The following is a 15,137-nucleotide window of genomic DNA, read 5'->3' as shown; positions in this document are numbered from 1 at the left end:
TGGAGGGTCGGCGTTCGTAACGTCGGCCAACTACAGTGAGAAGCAGTCTTACCTTCAAATGCACAAGCGACCGCAGTGTTATGGACACTGCAGCGCTAGAAGAACTGGCGGGCGAGCAACCACCCGCCAAGAAGTGAGGGAGAGCGATGTTCGAGAGGTTCACCGATCGCGCGCGGCGTGTTGTCGTCCTGGCTCAAGAAGAAGCCCGGATGCTCAACCACAACTACATCGGCACGGAGCACATTCTGCTCGGCCTCATCCACGAGGGCGAAGGCGTCGCAGCCAAGTCTCTCGAGTCGCTGGGCATCTCCCTCGAAGGAGTACGCAGCCAGGTAGAGGAAATCATCGGCCAGGGCCAGCAGGCTCCGTCCGGTCACATTCCGTTCACCCCGCGCGCCAAGAAAGTACTCGAGCTCAGCCTGCGTGAAGCACTGCAGCTCGGCCATAACTACATCGGCACCGAGCACATTCTGCTGGGTCTGATTCGCGAAGGCGAAGGCGTCGCAGCTCAGGTTCTGGTCAAGCTCGGAGCCGACCTCAACCGCGTGCGCCAGCAGGTCATCCAGCTGCTCTCGGGCTACCAGGGCAAGGAGCCCAGCGAGTCCGGCAGTGGCCGCGGCGAGGCGGGCACCCCGTCGACGTCGCTGGTCCTCGACCAGTTCGGTCGCAACCTGACGCAGGCCGCGCTCGAGGGCAAGCTCGACCCGGTCATCGGTCGCGCGAAGGAAATCGAGCGCGTCATGCAGGTGCTCTCGCGTCGTACCAAGAACAACCCCGTCCTCATCGGTGAGCCCGGTGTCGGTAAGACCGCAGTCGTCGAGGGCCTCGCGCAGGCCATCGTCAACGGCGAGGTTCCCGAAACGCTCAAGGACAAGCAGCTCTACACCCTCGACCTCGGCTCGCTCGTGGCCGGCAGCCGTTACCGCGGTGACTTCGAGGAGCGCCTGAAGAAGGTGCTCAAGGAGATCAACACCCGCGGCGACATCATCCTGTTCATCGACGAGCTGCACACGCTCGTCGGCGCAGGTGCCGCCGAAGGTGCCATCGACGCAGCGTCGATCCTCAAGCCGAAGCTGGCTCGTGGCGAACTGCAGACCATCGGTGCTACCACCCTCGACGAGTACCGCAAGTACATCGAGAAGGACGCCGCCCTCGAGCGTCGTTTCCAGCCCGTCCAGGTCGGCGAGCCGACCGTCGAGCACACCATCGAGATCCTCAAGGGTCTGCGCGATCGCTACGAGGCACACCACCGCGTCTCGATCACCGACGGTGCCCTCGTCGCGGCCGCCACGTTGGCCGACCGGTACATCAACGATCGGTTCCTGCCCGACAAGGCAATCGACCTCATCGACGAGGCGGGCGCGCGGATGCGCATCCGCCGGATGACCGCGCCGCCAGACCTGCGTGAGTTCGACGACAAGATCGCCGACGCACGCCGGGAGAAGGAATCGGCCATCGACGCACAGGACTTCGAGAAGGCTGCGAACCTGCGCGACAAGGAGAAGACCCTCGTCGGTCAGCGCGCCGAGCGCGAGAAGCAGTGGCGCTCGGGCGACCTCGACGTCATTGCCGAGGTGGACGACGAGCAGATCGCCGAAGTCCTGGGCAACTGGACCGGCATCCCCGTCTTCAAGCTCACCGAGGAGGAGACCACCCGTCTGCTCCGCATGGAAGACGAGCTGCACAAGCGGATCATCGGCCAGGTCGAGGCAGTCAAGGCCGTCTCCAAGGCGATCCGTCGTACCCGTGCAGGTCTGAAGGACCCGAAGCGTCCGTCGGGCTCGTTCATCTTCGCCGGCCCGTCCGGTGTCGGTAAGACCGAGCTGTCGAAGGCTCTCGCGAACTTCCTCTTCGGCGAGGACGACGCGCTGATCCAGATCGACATGGGCGAGTTCCACGACCGCTTCACCGCGTCGCGTCTGTTCGGTGCTCCTCCCGGATACGTCGGCTACGAAGAGGGTGGCCAGCTCACCGAGAAGGTCCGCCGCAAGCCGTTCTCCGTCGTGCTGTTCGACGAGATCGAGAAGGCCCACTCGGAGATCTACAACACGCTCCTGCAGGTGCTCGAAGACGGGCGTCTCACCGACGGCCAGGGACGCACGGTCGACTTCAAGAACACCGTGCTGATCTTCACCTCGAACCTCGGTACCGCAGACATCTCGAAGGCAGTGGGCCTCGGCTTCTCCTCGGGTGAAGGCACCGGCTCGAACTACGAGCGGATGAAGCTCAAGGTCAACGACGAGCTGAAGAAGCATTTCCGCCCCGAGTTCCTGAACCGCATCGACGACATCGTCGTGTTCCACCAGCTCACGCGAGACGAGATCATCCAGATGGTCGATCTCATGCTCAACCGAGTCGAAGGTGCGCTCAAGAACAAGGACATGGCAATCGAGGTCACCGAGAAGGCCAAGTCGTTGCTGGCCAAGCGCGGATTCGACCCCGTCCTGGGTGCGCGGCCACTGCGTCGCACCATTCAGCGCGAGATCGAGGACGCACTGTCGGAGAAGATCCTCTTCGGCGAAATCGAAGCCGGCCAGATCATCCTGGTCGACGTCGAGAACTGGGACGGCGAAGGCGCAGGCGAGGACGCGAAGTTCACGTTCCGCGGCGAGAAGAAAGCCATCATCGTCCCCGACGAGGTCCCGGTCGACCTGGCCAAGGCCACCGGAGACAGCGACAGCGAGTAAATTTCACAGTTCACGACAACGGGCGATCCTCTTCGGAGGGTCGCCCGTTGTCGTGTGTCCGCCCGTCGTGTGTCCGCCCGTCGCGTGTTCGCTCACCGTTCGCCCGTCCCCCCGTTCGCGTCAATGGACCCTTGCACTGCCCAGACGTATGCAACGGTCCATTCACGCAGCTCATGGACGGGCGTGAATGGACCGTTGCACCGCTCAGACGTGTGCAGTGGTCCATTGACGGAAGACCCGAGCGCCGAGGGCAACAGCGATGAGGGCAAGTTCGGCGAGCAGGATCCAGAACAGCAGCGCGATGTCAGGAGCCCAGCGGGCCAGGGTCGAGATCGGTGCTCCGGTGAGTGCGGGCAGTGAGAAGTACAGCAGTCCGCCTGCGCCGAGGGCACCCAGAACACGCGCCAGTGCCCATCTTCCGGGAGCGGCTCCGAATCCGAGCAGGGTTCTCGTGGCACATATCGCCAACAACACCGCGAGTGCAGACGCTCCGATCAGGGCTATCTCGTAGAGACCGAGTCCGGCGGCGCGGGGTTCGTCGATACCGAGTCGGGTGAGTACGAGGGAGCGGGCCGCGGAGGCAAGGTTGTCGGCGTCGAGTTCGCCGTATCGGTTGGTCGCGAACACCACGGCCAGGTGTCGTTCCGGAACGAGTGCGACGTGAGTGAAGTAGCCCGGGACGGCACCGGAATGCCATCGCATCCCGGTACCGTCGGGCAGCGTCTCGACGTACCACCCGTATCCGTACGCCGTGCCCGAACCCGTCGGCACCGTATCCGAACTGTTCGACGCCGGTGCGGTCAGTTGCGTGGATGCGTAGCGGGAGAGCTCGGCGATGGATCCGCTCAGATAGCCGTAGCCCAATCCCGCGGAGTCGATGCCGGTGTCGATGCTGCGCGGGAAGGTGAAGAACGGTACGTGGCCGGGTGTGACGGCACCGGCAGTGTGCATTCCGGTCTCGCGGGCGACGACGTCGGCGAAGGGTTCGGCGGTGACCTTCTCGACAATCGCCTGCAGCAGTAGGTAATTGAGGCTCGAGTAGCGGAAGGTGCCGCGGTCGGCGACGGTGACGTCCAGGGTGGGGACGACGTCGAGCGCTCGTTCGGAACGTCCCCACACGTCAAGTTCGGTGACGTCGTGGGGGAGTCCACTGGTGTGGTGGATCAGGTCGTCGATCGTGACATCGCCGGGGACGATCCAATCGACCTCCGGGAGAATCGAATTCACCGTTCCACTCGGATCGAGACGATGTTGCGAGGCGAGGGAGTACACCGTCGCCGCCGTCACCGACTTCGATACCGAACCCCACACGAACGGCGTGCTCTCGTCGATCGGCACCCCGTCCCCGTCCACCCCGTACTCGACGTCCTCCACCACCTCGTCCTCGGAGACGACGCGGAACGCAACCCCCGGCAACCCCAGTTCCTCGGCGACAATCTCGATGTCCGACGCCATGCCGGGATCCGGTGGGGTGGGGGAGCCCGCAGTAAGAACTGCTGCGACGGTGAGCAGGGCGTGGACGATGCGCATGGTTGGAGTGAACCAACCTCATCGTGGCCGACGCCTCGGTGATCACCCTGATTTCACACCTGAGATCAGCTCCTGCCCATCGGGTCGTTCCTGCTGGCTCCACTCCTGCCCATCGGGTCGTTCCCGCAGGCTCCACTCCTGCCTATCGGGTCGTTCCTGCAGGCTCCACTCCTGCCTATCGGGTCGTTCCTGCAGGCTCCACTCCTGCGAGAATCAGCCCGGCGATCCAGGGCATCACGTCGGAGTAGGCCGCGAGAGCTCCGGGCAGGTGGTTCGCGCCCTCGACCGGTATGGCCGGGAGGTCGTATTCGCGGTAGGTGATGTCGGCACCCAGATCGCTCCAGTGTCGAAACAGGGTGCGGCTCTGCTCGATCGGTACGGTGTCGTCCTCGACTGCGTGCGAGAGATACACAGGCATGACAGGGGCGATGCGCCCGACGGTGTTGGTCTCGATGATGTCGGCCAGAACCGGGTTGCTCAGTTGATCGTCGAGGGGTCGTCCGTCGCGGGTCAGTTCGGTCGTGCGCACTGTCGCGGTGGCCGCGGAGTCGGTGGTACACCAGTTCTGTGCGGCGTCGAGTGCGGCGATTCCGTCGGAGTCGAAGAGGCTGCGGATGCTGTCCGCCCGATCCGGGTAGGCATTGATCATTCCATCGACGGCGAAGAACACGGCGCTGCCGAGGCCGGTGTTGTCGAGTGTCTCGATGTTGAGCGTCGGATCTGCCGGTGGCGCACCGACATACGCTCCCCGGATCTTCAGCTCCGGGGCATAGGTGGCGGCGAGTTCGGCAGCGGCCCCCGACGCGAATCCGCCTTCCGAGTAACCGAACAACACCACGGGGGCGTCATCGTCTGCGGTTCTGGCGGCGTCGAGCAGAGCTCGGCCCGAGGCGATTCGGTTGAGGTAGGTGTGTCCGCCTGGGGTGCCCAGGCCCTGGTAATCGGTTGCGACGACGCGATATCCGGCGAGCAGAAGCGGCAGGATGGCCGGTGACGAGCCGACTGTCCCGAGAACTACCGAACCGGCGCAACGGTCCGCCATCCCGGAAGTGCCGGGCGCATAGGCGATCACCGGTCGCGGTCCGGGGCCGGTCCACGGAGCTGTGGGTGTCATCGAGTAGCCGGAGACGACCATGGGGTCATCGTGGGTGTCGGTGGAGCGATAGAGAATGCGTTCGATGTCGAACCCGAGTCCGAACCCCTTGGGTGAGTTGACGGGCAGGGTTCGGAGTACCTCGCCGGGCGACGCGGTGCCGACCGTCGTGACCGGCGCGTCGTAGAAGTCCGTCAGGGGGCCTGCCTCTGCCGTCGGCGTCGAGAATCCGACGATCGACAGCATCGCGATGGCCGCGATCGTCGCCGTGCGCGAGAACTTTTTCGTTTGTCGCACCCGTCGTGTCGACATCCTCGCACTCGGTAGCCCGGTCACCCCGCTGACGTTAGCCTGAGAAACAGGCCTACACAGGGTCGACAACGAAAGGATTCGGTTCGATGCCAACTCGCACCTCACGCACAGCTTGGAACGGAACGCTGGAACAGGGTTCCGGCCAGGTGGAGCTGTCCAGTTCCGGCGCAGCGACTTTCGATGTGTCGTTTCCCAAGCGCGCCGCCGAGAACGCAGACGGCACCACCAGCCCCGAGGAACTGATCGCCGCGGCTCATTCGAGCTGCTACGCGATGCAGTTGTCGGCGTTGATCGCGGAGGCGGGCGGCACCCCGCAGAGCCTCGAGGTCACCGCCGATGTCTCGCTGGGGCCCGACGAGCCGGGTTTCAAGCTGACCGGCATCAAGCTGACCGTGCGGGGCGAGGTCGAGGGTCTCGACGCCGACGGCTTCGCCAAAGCGGCTCAGGCGGCAAAAGAAACTTGTCCTGTCAGCAAGGCTCTCACCGGCGTGGACATCACACTGGACGCGGCTCTCGAGGGCTGAACGGACAAACCGCCCGAAGTGAGACTGGCGAACAATCGTCAGGTTTGAAATAGTTCGTTTCTCGACCCATCTGCAGGGTGGATCAGCAACGAATCGTGATCAAACGTCGGGTTCGATCGGCTGATGCGTACGTTCGGGGTATGCACCGACCGGCCTAGGAAGGATCAGCCCCACCATGTTGTGGACGCGCTTCCTGGGCCTCGGTGCACTCGCCGTGGCGGCGTACGCAATTGCCCCTCCGGGAATACCCCAGAGTGCGTTGTACGCAATCGTGCTCCTGGCCACAGTCGCTGCGTTCGTGTACCGCTACCGTCGGGAACCCGGTCCGGACAAGCGGACCTGGAAGTACATGGCCGTCGGTGTCGGCTCCTGGGGCATCGGCGACGCGTTGGTGTCGATGGCGCAGGTCGGCGGCGGCCGAGTATCGACGTTCTCCTCGTCCGACGTCTTCTACCTGATCGGCTATCTGGTGATCGCCATCGGCTTCGCCCGAGCCGCCGACGAGAACGGGCTCGTGTTCGGGATCGAGGAGCTTCTCGAATGTCTGGTGGTTGCAGTCGGCTTCGGCCTCGCCACCTGGGTCTTCGTCATCTCCGACGGTTCGTCGTGGTCGTTTTCGTCGGCGCTGGAACTGTGGCCGGCCACGATCTACCTCACCGTCGACGCATTTCTGCTGACGCTCGTCGGCAGTCTGTACCTGCTGACCCGGGCGACCACGGTGCCGTTCCTGGCTGCCACGGCGGGAGTGGTGTTGCTCGTGGCTGCCGATTTCGCGTCCTATGCGGCGGTCGGCAGCCACGAGCTCTACCGTTCGACTCTCCTGAACACGCTGTGGCTGGCGGCCTACGTGTGTTTCGGGGTGATCGCCCTGCACATTCCGGAAAGAACGGTCTCGCGTGTGGACCGGTCCAGCCCGTTCAGATTCGGGCGCGTGAGATTTCTCGGACTCAGTGTCGCGGTCGCCGTGACGCCCTTCGTGATGGCTGTTCAGTTGGCCCGTGGGATACCCGTCGATCAGTGGGGTTGGGTGATCGTGGCCTCGTCGGCCTTGGTCATCGCCCTCGTCGGGTGCCGCATGGCGTGCTTCCTGACCACGCTGCGCCTGCAGGCCGCAGTGCTCGAGGACGTGGCTCGCACGGACGCGGTCACCGGACTGGCCAGTCGACGGCTGCTCCGAGAGCGGTTGGACACGATGCTCGCCACGCGTGGTGAGTCGGACGTCTTCACGCTCGTGGTGGACATCGATCGCTTCGCCCAGATCAACGAGACCTTCGGGTACAGCGTGGGAGACAGTGTGCTGCGCGAGATCGGTCACCGTCTGGTCGCATCGGTGCGATCCGATGACCTGGTGGGTCGGCTCGGTGGGGATCAGTTCGTCGTCGCCATGCGTCGGCGTCCCGCCCAGATCGACGTGTCGGATACCGCTGAGCGGCTCCAATTCGCAGTCAGCAGAACGATGTTCGTGCACGACATCAACGTTGCACTCGATGCGGTCGTCGGAATCGCGTCGACCGAGGAGCCGGACGCGAGTCGAAGCGGCATCGAGAATCCGGAGGCCAATCCGGTCGACGGTGAGGCGATGCTTCAGCGCGCCCACGTGGCGTTGACGGCCGCGAAGGCCGGCCACACTCGAGTCGGCCGCTACGAACCCGACATGGATCGCGACCGCCACGATCAGATGCGGTTGCTGGGTGAACTCGACACAGCCATTCGTGACCACCAGCTTCGAGTGTTCTTTCAGCCGTGCCTGGATCTGGAATCCGGCAGCGTGGACCGCGTCGAGGCGTTGCTGCGGTGGCAGCACCCGCGTGAGGGCCTGATCGGACCCTCGATGTTTCTGCCCGACGCCGAGCGCACCGGCATGTTGCCCGCCATCACCGCGCTCGTGCTGGACGAGGCCTTGGCGCAGTGCAGCGAATTGCGTCGACGCGGTGTCGATCTGTCTGTGTCGGTGAATCTTTCGGTGAGAAACCTACTCGACGAGACTCTCACCGAGCAGGTCGCAGCAGCGCTGGCGAAATACGCGGTTCCCGCTCATGCTTTGGAATTCGAGGTCACCGAAACTACTGCGATGACTGATCCGGTGCGTTCGGTGAATGCGCTGACGTCTCTGCGTGGCCTCGGCGTCACCATCGCGATCGACGACTACGGCACCGGCTACAGCTCGCTGGCCTACCTGCAGAGTCTGCCGGTGCAGACTCTCAAGATCGACCGCTCGTTCGTGTCGAAGATGAACACCGACGACACCGACGCGTCGATCGTGCGCTCGACCATCGACCTGGCTCGAAGCCTCGGGGTGCGGGTCATGGCAGAGGGGGTCGAGGACGCGGGCACGCTGGATGCGCTTCGCGAACTCGGCTGCGACGGTGCCCAGGGCTACTTCCTGGGAAGACCTATGCCCGCCGAATTCCTGGCCGATGCCGTGAGAAAACTGGATTCGGAGATGCCGACGAAACTCGAGTGGAAGCTCGCGCGCCAACACATCTGAGCGGCGTCACGAAGAAGCAGGCACGTCCAATACGACCTCGAATTCGAGCAGCGACGCTCCGGACGACACCGGCTTCGGGGAACGGGCACCGGCATGAGCCTCCCGCGACGGTCCTGCCGACCATGCCTGGAACGACTCCTCGTCCTCCCACTGGGTGACGACGAAGTAGCGCGTTTCGCCCTTGACCGGCCGCAGCAGTTGGAACCCGAGGAAGCCGGGGGAGCCGTCGACCGACCCGGCGCGCGCGGCGAAGCGCTTCTCGAGTTCGGGGCCTGCGCCCTCGGGTACGTCGATCGCATTGATCTTCACAATGGCCATGCTCGCGAGATTACTCCGCCGTTATGCTCGGCGGTGATGCTCTACGACGAGGGTGGATCCGGCCGTTCGATTCTGCTGCTGCACGGGCTGATGGGCAGTGCTGCCACCTGGCGTAGGCAGGTTCCGTGGCTTCGAGAATTCGGGCACGTGCACACCTACGACGCACCGGGGCATCGTCGCCCTCCGCCGCTGGAGCCCACCACCGAGTACTTCGTGGCCGACTTGCTCGAGCATCTCGACCGGCTGGGTCCCAGCGTGCTGATCGGTCATTCGATGGGCGCACTGCACGGGTGGTGTGCAGCCGCGCAGCGACCAGACCTGGTGACTGCGCTCGTGGTCGAGGACATCGCCCCGGACTTTCGGGGCCGCACCGCAGACGACTGGGCCACCATGATGCGGGCCTGGCCCCAGCCCTTTCCCGACGCCGACGCAGTACTCGGATTCTTCGGAGATGTTGCGGGACAATATTTTCTGGACTCTTTCGTTCGCAGCGAAGACGGCTGGCGATTGCACGGCGAGGTGGACTTCTTCGAGGCGATCTCGCAGGAATGGGGGACGCGGCACTTCTGGGACGAGTGGGAGGCCGTCGCCGCTCCGGTGTTGCTGATCGAAGGTGAGCACACCATCACCCCGGCCGGCCAGATGCAGCAGATGCACTCGGACAAGCCCGAATCGACTCACATTCGGATCGAGAAGGCGGGCCATCTGATTCACGACGAGGCTCCCGAGCGTTATCGCACGGCGGTCGAGGAGTTCCTGCGCGCACTAAGATGATCCGAATGCCGCTCGCGAAGCTCAACGGAATCGACCTCAACTACGACGTCACCGGCGACGGCCCGCTCGTGGTGTTGGTGATGGGCACCGGTAGCCCAGGACGAGTCTGGCGAACCCATCAGGTCCCGGTCCTGGTGAAGCAGGGGTACCGGGTCGTCACGTTCGACAATCGCGGTATCGCACCGTCTTCCGAGTGTGCGAGCGGGATGACACTCGACGACCTGGTCGCCGACACCGCTGCCCTCGTCGAGCACCTCGGTGGCGGCGCAGCACGCGTCGTCGGCACCTCCATGGGTGCCCGCGTTACCCAGGAATTGGCCTTGGCCAGGCCGGATCTGGTGTCGCATGCAGTGATGATGGCCACGTTCGGCAAGACCACCACCTTTCGTGCGCAGATGTCGAAGGGCGAGAAGGACCTTCACGACGCCGGGGTCGAACTACCCGCGTCGTACCGGGCTGCGATGACTGCGATGCAGAACTTCTCGCCCAAGACGCTGGCCGACGACAGCGCGATCGGTGACTGGCTGGCGATCCTCGAATACTCGGGCGGCAAGAAGACTGCGGGTATGCGAGCGCAGATCGGACTCGAAATGCGAGCGGGGACAGATCGATTGGCTGCATACCGGGCAATCAGGGCGAAATCTCTGGTGATCGGATTCGCCGACGACCGCATGATCCCCGTGCAGCAGTGCCGCGACGTCGCCGACGCGATACCTGGTGCTCGATACGTCGAAATCGCCGATACCGGTCATTTCGGCTACCTCGAACGCCCCGACGCAGTCAACGCCACTCTCGTCGAATTTCTCGCTCGGTAGCGAAGATTCAGCCGTCCGAACCCTCACCTGCGAGGGCGAACAATCCCGACTCCGTTTGTTCGATCAAGCCGTCGGTCAGCAGTGAATCGAGAGCTCGGTCGCGTTGAGTCGGGTCGGTGGGCCAGACGATGTCGAGTTGTGACCGCTCGACGGGGCCGGTGCTCTCGCGCAGCACCGACATGAGCTTGCCTCGAACCTGACGATCCGTGCCTGCGAACTTCTGGACCTTCTTGGCCGGCCCGGTGTGCGCGGGCCTGCCGGCCTCGATCCAGGCGCACTCGGGGAGCGGGCACAGCAGGCAAGCCGGATTCTTGGCCGTGCAGATCAGCGCGCCCAGTTCCATCAACGCCGCCGAGTAGCGGGCGGCCCGCGGGACGCTCTCCGGGAGCAGCTGTTCGACGTCGGCGAGATCCCTTGTCGTGGAGGGATTTCCAGGCTCGGCGTTGCCGTGCAACGCACGCGCGACGACGCGTCGAACATTGGTGTCGACCACCGGAACTCGCTGCCCGTAGGCGAAACACGCCACTGCGCGCGCGGTGTAGGCCCCGATGCCCGGCAGGCCCAACAGTGTTTCGACGTCTCCGGGCACCTCGTCGCCGTACTCCTCGGCGAGCACGCGGGAGCACTCGTGCAATCGCAGTGCTCGACGCGGATAGCCCAACTTGCCCCACGCACGGAGCACCTCGGCCTGAGAGGACGCGGCCATCGCAGACGGCACCGGCCAGCGCTGCACCCACTGCTCCCAGATGGGCGCGACCCGCACCACCGGCGTCTGCTGCAGCATGATCTCGCTCATCAGGATCTGCCATGCGCTGACGCCGGGTCGTCGCCACGGCAGATCGCGTCCGTCGGTGTCGAACCACCCGAGCAGAGCGTCGGCATCGATCGGCAACTGGTCGCCCTTCTCGTCGTGTCTGTGATCGGTCCCAACAGTAGTCAACCCGACTCGCCGGTAACTCGATCCACGTGCACAATGAGACTCATGCCTGCTTCGAATCCGATCGCTGCCTGGAAGTCCCTCAAGGAAGGCAACCAACGGTTTGTCTCCGGAGAGGTCCTGCACCCGTCGCAGGGCATCGAGGATCGTGCCCGCCTCGAGAGTGCTCAGCACCCCAGTGCCATCCTCTTCGGCTGCGCCGACTCGCGTGTTGCTGCCGAGATCATCTTCGACCAGGGCCTCGGCGACATGTTCGTCGTGCGTACCGCCGGTCACGTGGTGGACTCCGCGGTGCTCGGCTCCATCGAGTACGGCGTCGCTGTGCTGAACGCGCCGCTGATCGTGGTGCTCGGCCACGATCACTGCGGTGCAGTCAAGGCGACCGTAGACGCCCTCGAGAGTGGTGATGTCCCCGGCGGCTACATTCGCGACGTCGTCGAACGCGTCACCCCGTCGGTGCTCTCGGCCCGCCGTGACGGCTACCAGGCCGTCGACGAGTTCGAGGCACGCCACGTCGAGGAGACCGGCAATCTGCTGATGCAGCGGTCGCGGATCGTCGCCGAGAAGGTCGAAGCCGGGGAACTCGCGATCGTCGGCCTCACCTACCAGCTGTCGAAGGGTCATGCGCAGTTGCGTGAGGTCATCGGCGACATCGGCGAAATGCCCGCCTGAACCGACTCGAACCCAACATCAGTGAGGTCGCCGACGCGACACGCCGCGTGGGCTCAGGGATAGCGTGGCTCCGGCCGCATACGGTTGATTCGTGTTGGAACCGACCGGGCCTTTGCCTCCCGAAATCTACTGGCGACGCCGCGCTCTCGCCATCGGTGCGGCCGTTGTCGTCCTCGGACTGATCGTGTGGTTCATCGCCTCGCTCAGTGGCGGTTCCGACGACACCGAGGCTGCTCCCGCGGGCGTCGTTGCGGCTCCGGCAACAACTTCGGCCCTGCCTTCACCCAGCTCGTCCGCCACCGACGCCGATTCCGGCGGTTCGGGCGGCTCCGGCGAAAGTGCGGGCGGATCCGGCGGCTCCGGTGGGGCGACCGACTCCGCTGCCGGTGGCGGAGCGGCTGCAACCACCAGCGGCGCTCCGGCCCCGGTGATCTCCAACCAGTGCCCGGATCAATCGCTCGCAATCAAGGTGACGCCGGAGAAGGCCACGTACCGTCTGGGTGAAGAGCCCGTGTTCACCGTGGTCATCACCAACATCGGCTCCACCGAATGCCAGCGTGACGTCGGTGCCGGGTTGCAGCAGGCGCTCGTCTACACCCTCGACAATCAGCGCATCTGGTCCAACGTCGATTGCTTCCCCAACGCCGCGTCGGATCTGCGTACCTTCAAGCCCGGCGAGCAGGCAGGCTTCACCGTCAAGTGGTCCGGCACCAACTCGGTACCCGGCTGCGGCGAAGAGCGAATCCCGGTCGGCGTCGGTGCTTACCAGGCGATCGCGCAGCTCGGCGAGCTCAAGAGCGTGCCGGAGCCGTTCAACATCACCGGCTGAGTACGGTCGAATCTCATGACCACCTCGACCGCACTCGCCCGCTCCGCCTACAAGACATTCGAGCCCTTCCACGTCACCGCGTACTTCAACCCTGAACTGGGTGCGGCATACGAGGACACCGGCCTCGACGGTCATGCCTGGTACGTCGGCGCTCGAGCTGCCCCGATGGGTCCGTGTGCGCCGAGTGTCGTCGCAGCGGCGTTCTACAACTTCAACCCGGTGCTCATCGAACGCGCCTGGCCGGCCGCTGTTGCCGTCGGTTTGGACTCGGTGTCGAATCGCCGGTGGACGCTGCTCGATTCCGTCCTCGGCACCGCGCTGGGTTCACTTGCCGCCGACCCCGGCCTGGCCACGCTCGCAGATCGTCTCCGCGTCATCGGCGACTCAGCCTCGTTCGCCGGTCGGCCACTTGCAGCAGCGTGGCATGCGGCCGAGCACCCCGACGTGCCGCATCTCGCGCTCTGGCACTCGATCACCGTCCTACGCGAGTGGCGCGGCGACGGTCACCTCGCCGCCTTGATCGACGCAGAACTCGACCCGACGGAAGCCGCCGTCTTCCACGAGGCCGACCGCGCGACCCCGCAGCCCGGCCGTCGAGCACTCGGCAAGCGCATCACGCAGCTGACCCGGCAGTGGTCCGAAAGCGAATGGGGCTCTGCTGCAGAACGACTCGCCACTCGCGGATTGCTCACCACCTCGGCGGACGGCGAGACGTTGACCGAGGACGGACTCGCTCTCGATCGGCACATCGAGGATCGGACCGACGTCATGGCGTCGGCCGTATGGCGAGACGTCGAGGACGCCGATCAGTTGATCACCAGCGCACGACCGTACGTGAAGGCCGTGATCGACGCAGGCTTTCTCCCCGGAACCAAGAAGGCGTCGGCACCGCCGTCCTAGGCTGTCAGTCGCGTCGGAGCACGAGAGTCTCGAGCGGGATTCGTGTTCTCGGCTCGTTCTCCTTCTCGGCGGTACCGGCATCGAGGGCATCGAGCGAACCCGGTGCTCCGACGGCGGTGATGGTGCGCGGCACGAAAGGGGCCGACAGTCCCAGCAGTTCCGCGGCTCGTGCGGCGTCGAAGCCGGCCATCTGCCTGGCTACCAGGCCGAGGTGGTGCGCCTGGATCACCAGATGTGCGACGGCCTGCCCGGTGTCGTAATCGGCGGTCTTGTAGGGCTTTCCATCGGGAGCGGTGTCGACCCGGACTGCGAGTACGAGCAACGACGCGCGTGGTGCCCAGAGGCGGTTGCCGGCACCGAGTACCGACGCCAACAGATCGAAAGTCTCGGTTCCGCGGACTCCGACGACGAAGCGTCGGGGTTGACTGTTCGATCCCGACGGTGCCCACCGGGCCGCCTCGAGCATGGAAGAGACGGATTCTGCGTCGATGACGTGGTCGGGATCGAACGATCGCGGACTCGAACGATCCGCCAGAATTGGGGCTATGGGTGCTTCTGTCCGTGCAGAGTCCTTGTAGGACTTTCCGAGCGTTTTCACCGACGTGCCTTTCGCGTTGTTCCCATCGACGGTGTTCCGCCCTGGTCGGCGTTCGACCGTTGCCAATACTTGCATTCAGTGCAACACTGCATGGAGTGCAAGTTTAGCCCAATTCGGATCCGCGAGCGCGCAGAGGAGAAGGCTCATGCCCAAGGTAGCCAGGCTCGGTCACGTCGACCTGTTCGTGAACGATCCGGAAGTCATGGTCGAGTTCTACTCGCGGTTTCTCGGCATGACGGTCATCGCCAGGGACGATCGACATGTCTTTCTCGCCTCGCGTCCCGACGAAGACCATCACGACCTGTTGCTCGCCGAAGATCCGGAACGGTGCACCGAACCGCAACGGCTGTCGTTCGTCCTCGACACTCTGTCCGATCTCCGAGAGTTCCATGCGCAGATACTCGAGCGCGGTTACCGGATCGATCGGGTCAGCAACCACGGCAACGCGATCGGATGCTACTTCCGCGACCCGGAGCTCAATCGCGTGGAGGTGTACTGGCACACCGACATCGACTGCCCGCAGCCGTGCAGTGACACCATCGACCTGACACTGCCCGAGGATCGGATACTCGATGTGCTCGACGAGATGGAGGCGTCGGCAGGCCTGCTGTTGCCTCGGACGATGGCGTCCTGCTGATCGATCGTCTCGCCGGAGTTGCG

At 64.7% G+C, this 15,137-nt stretch carries 14 protein-coding genes; 9 read left to right on the top strand and 5 right to left on the bottom strand.

Annotated elements, in window-relative coordinates; genetic code table 11:
- The first annotated feature begins 146 nt into the window (after positions 1-146).
- Positions 147-2,687, top strand: coding sequence for an ATP-dependent Clp protease ATP-binding subunit (locus R4P47_RS21605; RefSeq protein WP_094640916.1), 2,541 nt, complete (start codon positions 147-149; stop codon positions 2,685-2,687).
- Between the two features lie 204 nt (positions 2,688-2,891).
- On the opposite strand, the gene R4P47_RS21600 is transcribed toward R4P47_RS21605, so the two are convergent.
- Together R4P47_RS21600 and R4P47_RS21595 are read right to left on the bottom strand one after the other, a co-directional pair.
- Positions 2,892-4,217, bottom strand: coding sequence for a serine hydrolase domain-containing protein (locus tag R4P47_RS21600; RefSeq protein WP_317785690.1), 1,326 nt, complete (start codon positions 4,215-4,217; stop codon positions 2,892-2,894).
- 175 nt (positions 4,218-4,392) lie between these two features.
- Complete coding sequence (locus R4P47_RS21595) at positions 4,393-5,607, bottom strand: alpha/beta fold hydrolase (protein WP_317785689.1); 1,215 nt, start codon at positions 5,605-5,607, stop codon at positions 4,393-4,395.
- A gap of 101 nt (positions 5,608-5,708) precedes the next feature.
- Here R4P47_RS21595 and R4P47_RS21590 point away from each other — a divergent pair, with 101 nt between their 5' ends.
- Both R4P47_RS21590 and R4P47_RS21585 read left to right on the top strand, forming a co-directional pair.
- Positions 5,709-6,146 carry an OsmC family protein gene (locus R4P47_RS21590; protein ID WP_068053702.1) on the top strand — a complete coding sequence of 146 codons (438 nt, stop codon included), beginning with the start codon at positions 5,709-5,711 and terminating at the stop codon, positions 6,144-6,146.
- A 175-nt stretch (positions 6,147-6,321) separates the two neighbouring features.
- Positions 6,322-8,634, top strand: a complete 2,313-nt coding sequence (locus R4P47_RS21585; protein ID WP_317785688.1) for a bifunctional diguanylate cyclase/phosphodiesterase — start codon at positions 6,322-6,324, stop codon at positions 8,632-8,634.
- Positions 8,635-8,640: 6 nt separating this feature from the next.
- Here R4P47_RS21585 and R4P47_RS21580 read toward each other — a convergent pair whose 3' ends face one another.
- On the bottom strand, positions 8,641-8,952 hold the full coding sequence (locus R4P47_RS21580) for an antibiotic biosynthesis monooxygenase family protein (protein ID WP_149406467.1): 312 nt from the start codon (positions 8,950-8,952) through the stop codon (positions 8,641-8,643).
- A gap of 36 nt (positions 8,953-8,988) precedes the next feature.
- On the opposite strand from R4P47_RS21580, the gene R4P47_RS21575 reads away from it, so the two are divergent.
- Entirely contained in the window at positions 8,989-9,726 is a 738-nt protein-coding gene (locus R4P47_RS21575; protein WP_317785687.1) for an alpha/beta hydrolase, read from the top strand.
- Positions 9,727-9,731: 5 nt separating this feature from the next.
- On the top strand, positions 9,732-10,541 hold the full coding sequence (locus R4P47_RS21570) for an alpha/beta hydrolase (protein WP_317533891.1): 810 nt from the start codon (positions 9,732-9,734) through the stop codon (positions 10,539-10,541).
- A 7-nt stretch (positions 10,542-10,548) separates the two neighbouring features.
- On the opposite strand, the gene R4P47_RS21565 is transcribed toward R4P47_RS21570, so the two are convergent.
- Positions 10,549-11,433, bottom strand: a complete 885-nt coding sequence (locus tag R4P47_RS21565) for an A/G-specific adenine glycosylase (RefSeq protein WP_317785710.1) — start codon at positions 11,431-11,433, stop codon at positions 10,549-10,551.
- Positions 11,434-11,523: 90 nt separating this feature from the next.
- Between R4P47_RS21565 and R4P47_RS21560 the strand changes: the two genes are divergently transcribed.
- The 3 genes from R4P47_RS21560 to R4P47_RS21550 all read left to right on the top strand — a co-directional run bounded on the left by R4P47_RS21560 (position 11,524) and on the right by R4P47_RS21550 (position 13,879).
- A complete protein-coding gene (locus tag R4P47_RS21560) occupies positions 11,524-12,150 on the top strand; it encodes a carbonic anhydrase (RefSeq protein WP_068053727.1) in 627 nt (208 codons plus the stop codon).
- A 91-nt stretch (positions 12,151-12,241) separates the two neighbouring features.
- A complete protein-coding gene (locus tag R4P47_RS21555; RefSeq protein ID WP_317785686.1) occupies positions 12,242-12,979 on the top strand; it encodes a hypothetical protein in 738 nt (245 codons plus the stop codon).
- A 15-nt stretch (positions 12,980-12,994) separates the two neighbouring features.
- Positions 12,995-13,879: an SCO6745 family protein gene (locus R4P47_RS21550; protein ID WP_317785685.1), complete on the top strand. Its 885-nt coding sequence runs from the start codon at positions 12,995-12,997 to the stop codon at positions 13,877-13,879.
- A gap of 4 nt (positions 13,880-13,883) precedes the next feature.
- Here R4P47_RS21550 and R4P47_RS21545 read toward each other — a convergent pair whose 3' ends face one another.
- Positions 13,884-14,477 (bottom strand): nitroreductase family protein, encoded by a 594-nt coding sequence (locus R4P47_RS21545; RefSeq protein WP_317785684.1) that lies wholly within the window; start codon positions 14,475-14,477, stop codon positions 13,884-13,886.
- A 145-nt stretch (positions 14,478-14,622) separates the two neighbouring features.
- Between R4P47_RS21545 and R4P47_RS21540 the strand changes: the two genes are divergently transcribed.
- Complete coding sequence (locus R4P47_RS21540; RefSeq protein WP_317785683.1) at positions 14,623-15,114, top strand: VOC family protein; 492 nt, start codon at positions 14,623-14,625, stop codon at positions 15,112-15,114.
- Positions 15,115-15,137: the final 23 nt, after the last annotated feature.

It is taken from the genome of Rhodococcus sp. IEGM 1370 (genome assembly GCF_033142325.1).
In the GTDB taxonomy this organism is placed as follows: domain Bacteria; phylum Actinomycetota; class Actinomycetes; order Mycobacteriales; family Mycobacteriaceae; genus Rhodococcoides.
Note: the sequence above shows the minus strand (reverse complement) of the source record. Positions and strands in the feature narration are given on the sequence as shown.